Consider the following 7,432-nt stretch of genomic DNA (forward strand, 5'->3'; position numbering starts at 1 on the left):
CAAGCGACAGCGCGGTAGCCGAACAAGGTGTACAAAATGGGAGCGCCTGAAATATTGGTATGAAAGCAACGTCGAGAAAAACTTGACACATACTCTCAAAAAAAATATATTGACAGGCTGCATGTTTTAGATGTATATTCAAAATTAATACTTTACAGATGAATATTTATCCGTGAATGCGAAGTAAAATCTTTCTAAAGCAGTAATAGAGACAGAGCGTCTGGTGCAAGCTCTGGCAGGAGGGATTTGAATTACACATTCAGGCTTAACGGATCTTTTTAGACAAGAGGATGATTTGCAACAGATCATCAATCAGGGTGGTACCGCGGAGACAAGCTTCGTCCCTATTTTGGGATGAAGCTTTTTCATAAGTAAAGAAAGTATAAAAATTCAGGCTCTATTCTGCTTACGTCCGAGTTGGCCATGTCCAGCTCCAGCGCCCAGCAACTAGCAAACTTCACACTCCTTCACTACGATAAGTCAACATCGGTTCGCTTCCAGCTCACCGTGTTTCCTTTATCTCATTGCGGAGTGCTCCAGTTTGTACGTTGCTAAACGGGCGCTTCCGCTTTTCTTATATTCATCAAAAGGTTCTAAACATTTAACTAACAAGGAGGTATTTCCATGTTTCCAGTCAGCCCCAAGCATAACCCGTCAATTGGGGAGTCCATTTTTTTCTTTATTGTTATCATCGGATTGATCAGTTATTTCATCATCAAACTTGAAACAGTACCACATGTTCCAATCATATTGGGTATCTTTTTTCTTGTAGCATACGGATTGATCAGACGTATTCCGTTTAAAGATCTTGAGGAGGGAATGATTTTTGGCGCCAAATCTGGAATGGGTGCAATCTTTTTATTTATATTAATTGGTGTATTAATTAGCAGTTGGATGATAAGTGGTACGATCCCCGCACTAATCGATACTGGTTTTCGTTTTGTTGGCGGGTCCTGGTTTTATGCTATTGTTTTTGCTATTACAGCAATCGTCGGCGTCTCACTTGGTAGTTCGCTTACAACGACTGCAACAATTGGTGTTGCTTTTATCGGTATGGCAAGTGCACTCGATGCCTCCCTCGCGATTACCGCCGGTGCAATCGTTTCGGGTGCGTTTTTCGGCGATAAAATGTCACCATTATCCGATACAACAAATTTAGCATCAACCATTGTCCAGGTAGATTTATTTGAACACATTAAACACATGAGCCTAACGACGATCCCGGCATTTATCATTACGTTTATTTTATTTGCTGTGCTATCACCAAACAGAGATGTCCCGGTACAAAATGTTGCGGCATACCAGGATGCTTTAGCTTCAACAAATTTAATTCATTGGACATCATGGCTGCCGCTTGCTGTTTTAATTATTTGTACGATCTTTAAAACACCTGCGTTCATCGCCCTGGCGCTAAGCAGTTCGCTTGCAACATTGTTAGCAAGCTTAACGAACCATATCTCAGGATCAGAAATCTGGAATATATGGTTTAATGGTTTTACTGCGGAAACAGATTTTCAGCCGGTTAATGAATTGTTGACAAAAGGCGGCATCAATAGCATGCTGTTTACCGTTTCACTTGTAATTTTAGCATTGGGGTTTGGTGGATTATTATTTGTCACGGGCATCATTCCGTCGATTTTAAATGCATTTAAGGAAAAACTGAAAAAAGTTCGTACTGTCATTATTTCGACCGCTGCAACGGCGATTGGGGTCAATGTTTTAATTGGCGAGCAGTATCTGTCCATTTTATTAACCGGGGAAACGTATAAAGGGATTTATCAAAAAGCCGGCCTTCCCAATAAAGTATTATCACGGACATTGGAAGATGCTGGTACAGTCATTAATCCGCTTGTACCATGGAGTGTCTGTGGCGTGTTTATTGCAGATGTACTTGGTGTACCGGTGCTAACGTATTTGCCGTTTGCTTTCTTTTGTCTACTGAGTCCAGTTATTACAGTTCTTTTTGGCGGGAGACGGATAAAGGGTTGATGCTTCCGTTCTCGGGTTGATGTTTTTGCCCTCGGGTCGATGGTCTTGCCCTAGGGTTGAATGCTCTCGCCCTTGGGTTAATGTTCTCACCCTCGGGGCGAATGCTCCTTCCCCCGAGTTGATGCTCTTACTCTAGGGTTGATGTTCTCACCCCTCGGGGCGAATGCAGCGATGTTCTCCCTAATGTGGCGCTAGTCTCCCCGTACAACAAGAAAATGCTGACGAGGTTCAGCAGCCTCAGTCAGCTTTTCATCAATTTATCAATTTATCAAGCTTCCGCAACCCTTCCAGCAACCTAGGAGAGGGCCGGCAATATAATGACTCCTCCATTACGTGAATTTTCCCTTGCCGAACAGCCTTCATCGTATCCCAGCCAGGACGCTTCATCACTAGTTCCGGGCGCATTTTTTCTTCCTTGACCCCCACCCACACCATACAAATGTGGTCTGGGTTCCGCTCTTTAACATCATCCCAGTCGGTTTGAAAACTCGCGACATCTTCTGTATCAAAAATATTGCGGGCACCGGCAAGCTGGCTGAGTTCAGTTAGCCAATTAACTTTCCCCGGAGTGAAGATCGGCTTTGGCCACCATTCCCAGTAAAGTTCAGGCCTATCATGGTTAAATTGAGGCCTCTCCTGGAAATAATTTATTTCATGACGGAAAGTCTCCGCTTTTTCAAGACCAAGTTCTGGAAGATTCAAGGCTTCCCCTACCGTTTGGATATCGCCCGCTATTTCCTCGAGTGAATTTGGATTTAGCGTAATATACGGGAGCCCTTGTTTCTTAAGTGCATCAATATTTTTTCCCATCCCCGGGACACTAAGGGATGCCAATACAAGATCAGGATCGAGTTCGGCGACTTTGTCCATGTTGATGGATAGATCAGGCCCCAATTTCGGAAGGTTGGACACTTCGTCAGGCCAATCCGAAAAATTATCAACACCGACTAATAGATCCGTCTTTCCTAAATAAGCAACAATTTCCGTGTTACTGGGGCAGATTGAGACGACACGCATTCCGCCACCTCCTCCGTATTTGGACAACAACATAGCTGATCTGTTCGTCCGTTTATGGTAGTGCTTCGGTTTTCACCAAGCTGTTCTGGTCACTCCAGCCGGCCAAGAGGTTGATGATCGTTTCTTATGCATCCTGTTCCGTCGTAATTAATGGGCCATCTTTTGTAATGACAATGGTATGCTCGTATTGTGCGGAACGTCCGCCGTCGACCGTTCGTGCAGTCCAGTTATTGCTATCCATTTTACTTTGCCAGGCACCTTCATTGATCATTGGCTCAATCGTAACTACCATGCCTTCTTTTAGTCGGAGCCCTTTATTTGGCAAACCAAAGTGCGGGATATGCGGATCTTCATGAATTGTTGGGCCAATGCCATGTCCCGTGAAGTCCCGCACAACGGAAAATCCTTCCCCTTCTGCATAGGTTTGAATCGCATGGCCAATATCACCGATACGGTTACCTGCTTGTGCTTGTTCAATCCCTATATAGAGTGCTGTCTTTGTAACATCCAATAGACGCTTGCCAACCTGATCAATGTTGCCGACCGGGTATGTCCATGCCGAATCCGCTAATCCGCCATTCAGATTTACAACAATATCGATGGTTACAATATCGCCATCGACTAATTTATCGTCACGCGGAAATCCATGGCAAATTTCATCGTTTACGGAAGCGCAAATCGCATACGGATAGCCATTGAACCCTTTTTGTTCCGGTGTTGCACCATGGCGGGCTAAAAATTTCTCGACAAATGTATCAATTTCCATCGTAGTAATTCCAGGCTTGATCATTTTCGCAATTTCTTTGTGGCATTGAACGAGTAAATCCCCGGACTTTTGCATCATTTCAATTTCGCGTTTACTTTTTCTTGTGATCATAACTTTCTTCCTTTCAAACAATTATCTGTATTATACCATTCTGTGATATGGTCTTTGATCATGTGCATAATGATTTACTAAATGCAGGCATTGGAATTCCTGATGTTTTTATGCACCCTAAAGTGTAACATAAATTCTCAATAAATTAAGCATAGATGAATCGAATCGAGGCGAACTCAAGCAGACGATAAAGCGAAACTTCATTCAGAGGAGGGGTCCGACGCACAAGACGTGCTAGTGAAGGCGAAGGCATGCGGACGTGACGGTTTTAGCCTGCCCTTCCTCCCCCACTGAATTAGCCTGAGGCCTACACGATGCGGTCACAAGACGAAGACATAAGGACGTGGCATTTTTAGTCTTCGTTCCTAAAATTGGAGAAGTACGGGCTGTTTATCCCCTCCTTCACATTTTGGTTTACTCAGGCTTAGAGGTAGGGGGTATTACAGCCCGTTAATGCGTGATAAATAATCTATCTCCTCCTTTTGCGGTAACTTTAAACAATGCCCTATCAACCGGCCATTAGCCGATCAAAATATCCATTTTTCACTTATTATCAACTTATAGTGCGTGTTCAAAAAGTCGCCGAATGAGAAGCAAGAAGGTCGAGGCGGCGTAGCTTTGAGCACCGGGCTTGCACAGGATGTGCTGACTTCTGCGTTGCCCACAGGACGTGGGCGGTTTTAGCAGAAGATCCCCTATGTCTTTGGGTACATGAGGAGCGGAAAAGCAAGCGGGCGACACGATTCGCCGCTTATCATTTGGTGACTTTTTGAACATCCTCTTATAACATAAAAAGGAGAAGCCCATTTCTTTATTAGCCCTTCCATGTCAACACTTTATACATACATTGATAAAAAGGGGAGGTGAAGTTAGTGAGTGAGTATGCTGGAGGTGGAAGCGGCTTTGCACTCATCGTCGTGTTATTTATCCTCTTAATCATTGTAGGTGCCAGTGGCTTTGTTGGCGGCTACGGTGGTGGAGGCGGCTACGGCGGCTATGGCGGTGGCTATGGTGTCGGATTTGGTGGTGGTTGGTGGTAACCAATCACCTGAGATCATTTTTCATAAAGGAGGTGATCTTTCATGAGCTATGGCGGCGGAGGCTATGGTATGGGCTTTGCGTTAATCGTAGTATTGTTCATCCTGCTGATTATTGTTGGAGCAGGTGGATATGTTGGCGGAGGTTATTAATTGTTACGCCGATAAAGAACGTACTAGCGTAAAATTCATTGGATATAGCCTTTAAGTAGTTCTCAGATTTTACAGCTTTTCCATTCATCTTCTTGGACTTAACCAGCAGTCCATTTCTCCATTACCATCAAAAAAGCAAACCTCCGTTTTGTGGCGGAGGTTCGTTTTTTCATAAAGAGATAACCCATTCATATATTTTAAGTTCCTTTGCTTGCACTACTCGCAACCACTTCATACTGTTAACCGACTAAAAATAGTCCTTCACATTGTATATTTTTCCGTTTTCAATACTTTCTTCGTCCGTTAAAATATCTACCAATACTCCACCAACCGCCTCGGTATCCTTTAATAAATCCTTTTTCTTATAGTCGCGAAATGTATCTACTTCAATGAAATCATCTGCTGAACTTGCCCGGATTTTTTCCTGCATCTGTGTATCCATGATTCCTGGGTTAAATGCAATAACCTTGTTTCCGGTCTTTAACTCCTCCTGTTCAAGTGCAACTGCCTGTGTATACATATTGATGCTTGCTTTTGTGCTGCAGTAGGCACTCCAGCCAAAAACAGGCCTTTCTGCCGCACCCGATGTTATGGTGACGCCAATCATCCGCACATCCTGTTCAACTGCTGTTTGCAATAATGAGTTTATTAATACCATTGGTGCAATGGTATTAATCTGTACATGGTACTTGAGATCAGTGTTTTTAATGGATGTCGCCGGTGCAATTGGTTCAAGGACAGCTGCATTGTTTACTATATAAATCGATTCTGGTTCTTCTGCGAAAATTTGGCTGCTAACCCGTTCAACTGTCTCCTCTACCTCTCCAAGTTCTCCTAAATCACAACGATAATGCTGGTATACGACATTATTTTGCTGGGCGCAGGCTATTAACGACTTGTTATGGTTGCGGGAAATACCGATGACGTGAATCCCCGATTCCATAAATAATTTGGCAACTGACTCTCCCAAGCCTCTTGAGACCCCGGTTATCACTGCATATTTCATTTTATATCCCCCCGTTTCATGTAGCGTACTTAGCTATTTTTACCCTTTTCGATTGCAAAGAAAACAGCCAATTTTGAATTACCTTTCAATAACAATTGCTTGACTTCCCATTTGTTTCCATGCCTTTTCAAAACCTTGCTTATCTACCTTTTGGTTCTTCTGGCCGTATGGGTTATTTATATAGACATAGTCTTCATCAAAACCTGTCATGACTACACTATGCACACTATAGGTTACTTCTACTATTCCAGAAGGTGTTTCCCATGCTTCCCAGTCATTTACCGGAACGGAATTCACTGTCGTTATGACCCAGACTGGCATGCCTTCTGTAAGATACTTGTATAGGACATCAATTGGTTCACCTGTGATATCTGCCGTTTTTCCCCCAGCGTATTGTTCGGCAAGTTTTTTTACAGGTCCATGATAAACGGCCAACCCAGGCCCATCCTCCATATTTCCGACAAATCCATCATTGGGGTTTCCTTTCAATCCGTTTCCATATGCTAATGGGACGCGGTCGATTTTTTCAGCCAATTCATTTTTAGATACCTTAATACCATGATAATTTAATACCATTGCCAAACTGCTGACCTCGCACCCATTATACAAACGCGGTGGATCCATCTGATTAATGAGTGGTACATCCAGCGGTTTGATCCTTTTTGGCGCTGCTAATGTAATCGGTTTTTTATCCGTTAATTCACTATATTTCTTTGCTGTCGAACCAGCAGCATTTTCTGTAACTGCCTTTGCTTGGCATGCTGTTAGCAAAACAAGTATGATTAAAAAGTAACTTAACGGCTTATACATAAGTTTCATAGTGGAATTCTCCAACTCCCACTTTAAATAATAGATTAAAATATTTTGTCAGCCGGTTGATCCGCAAAATGCAAGGGGTTTCCCTTTGTTTAACCTCAAATACGTAATTTTCAAAACCTAACTTGACAAATTCCTGGCTTTATAGATAATCGGTTAAAAACCCCTTATTATTCCAATGGAAAAAAGACTTTAAACTTACTTTTCCATACTCCCCGCATCAGCCAGCTTCCTTAACCTCCTATTAAGGGAATCTGTATTCAGAATGTTCAAAAATCCACCAAATGATAAGTGATGAGCACTAAAGTTGGCAATAGAGGATCTTATGTTAAAACCTCCTACGTCCTGTGCAAGCCCGGTTCCGGGAGCTGCGTCGCCTCGATCTTCAAGACTCAGATTCGGTGACTTTTTTAACACACACTATTACTCATTTATTTCTACCCACTAGCGTTGCATAAAAAATAAAAGATCTAGTCAACCATTTTGATTTGTAACTTATTTACATTTATCAATTATAAAGAATATTCAGTCTCACCT

The 7,432-nt window shown here is 42.7% G+C and carries 6 protein-coding genes and 1 pseudogene; 3 read left to right on the forward strand and 4 right to left on the reverse strand.

The genetic code is table 11. The features are described 5' to 3' along the window. Positions 1 to 624: 624 nt before the first annotated feature. Positions 625 to 1,989, forward strand: coding sequence for a Na+/H+ antiporter NhaC (nhaC, locus tag IEX12_RS22405; protein WP_102415541.1), 1,365 nt, complete (start codon positions 625 to 627; stop codon positions 1,987 to 1,989). Between the two features lie 252 nt (positions 1,990 to 2,241). Here the strand turns inward: nhaC and IEX12_RS22410 are convergent, their stop codons facing one another. Together IEX12_RS22410 and map are read right to left on the reverse strand one after the other, a co-directional pair. After that, positions 2,242 to 3,006, reverse strand: a complete 765-nt coding sequence (locus IEX12_RS22410) for a cobalamin-binding protein (protein ID WP_088049632.1) — start codon at positions 3,004 to 3,006, stop codon at positions 2,242 to 2,244. Between the two features lie 124 nt (positions 3,007 to 3,130). Beyond that, the gene (map, locus tag IEX12_RS22415) at positions 3,131 to 3,883 is read right to left on the reverse strand and encodes a type I methionyl aminopeptidase (RefSeq protein WP_088049631.1); all 753 of its coding nucleotides are present in this window, start codon (positions 3,881 to 3,883) and stop codon (positions 3,131 to 3,133) included. Positions 3,884 to 4,755: 872 nt separating this feature from the next. Here map and IEX12_RS23640 point away from each other — a divergent pair. Together IEX12_RS23640 and IEX12_RS22425 are read left to right on the forward strand one after the other, a co-directional pair. Beyond that, positions 4,756 to 4,854: pseudogene (locus tag IEX12_RS23640) on the forward strand (YjcZ family sporulation protein); the annotation flags it as partial. 111 nt (positions 4,855 to 4,965) lie between these two features. Continuing rightward, positions 4,966 to 5,073: a YjcZ family sporulation protein gene (locus tag IEX12_RS22425; protein WP_088049629.1), complete on the forward strand. Its 108-nt coding sequence runs from the start codon at positions 4,966 to 4,968 to the stop codon at positions 5,071 to 5,073. 247 nt (positions 5,074 to 5,320) lie between these two features. Here IEX12_RS22425 and IEX12_RS22430 read toward each other — a convergent pair whose 3' ends face one another. Together IEX12_RS22430 and IEX12_RS22435 are read right to left on the reverse strand one after the other, a co-directional pair. After that, a complete protein-coding gene (locus IEX12_RS22430; protein ID WP_088049628.1) occupies positions 5,321 to 6,079 on the reverse strand; it encodes a (S)-benzoin forming benzil reductase in 759 nt (252 codons plus the stop codon). Between the two features lie 78 nt (positions 6,080 to 6,157). After that, positions 6,158 to 6,898, reverse strand: a complete 741-nt coding sequence (locus IEX12_RS22435; RefSeq protein ID WP_230856062.1) for a C39 family peptidase — start codon at positions 6,896 to 6,898, stop codon at positions 6,158 to 6,160. Positions 6,899 to 7,432 lie beyond the last annotated feature (534 nt).

The organism is Lentibacillus populi (assembly GCA_014642895.1).
Classification (GTDB): Bacteria; Bacillota; Bacilli; order Bacillales; family Amphibacillaceae; genus Lentibacillus_C; species Lentibacillus_C populi.